Raw genomic sequence first — 494 nt, 5'->3', positions numbered from 1 at the left:
CAGGTGCAATTCGGCTATGACAGCTATGGGCGGCTGCAAGCGCTGGTCAACGAGAACGGCGAAAGCTATCGGTTCGCGTGGGATGCCGGGGATCGGCTGACCCAACAACAAGACCTCGACGGCAGCGCCAAGCGCTACACCTACGACCGGCTGGATAACATCACGGCAGTGACCGCCGTTGCGGCGCCTTATGGCAATGGCTTGGCGATAGTTCCCGAGGAGCCACCGGCCCCCATCATTCATCGGCTGGAGCGCGATGTGGTTGGCCGGTTGATTGCCAAGACCACCGACGATGGCCGCACCGACTACAGCTACGATGCGGTGGACCAGCTAACCGCCGTCACCTTCACCGACTTGCAGGGCAATACCCAGGCTCTTGGTTTCGCTTACGACGCCCTTGGCCAGTTGCTTGCCGAACAGAGTTCAGCGGGCAATCTGCACCATCACTACGACGAACTCGGCAACCTGATCCAGACGCAACTACCGGACGGCCG

At 61.1% G+C, this 494-nt stretch carries 1 pseudogene; it reads left to right on the top strand.

Going from position 1 to position 494, the window contains the following annotated elements:
- Positions 1-494: pseudogene (locus NR164_RS30260) on the top strand (type IV secretion protein Rhs); the annotation flags it as partial.

The sequence above is a fragment of the Pseudomonas sp. Pse79 genome, from assembly GCF_024519615.1.
In the GTDB taxonomy this organism is placed as follows: Bacteria; Pseudomonadota; Gammaproteobacteria; order Pseudomonadales; family Pseudomonadaceae; genus Aquipseudomonas; species Aquipseudomonas veronii.
The sequence above is the reverse complement of the archived record's forward strand: the minus strand, read 5'-3'. Positions and strand labels throughout refer to the sequence as shown.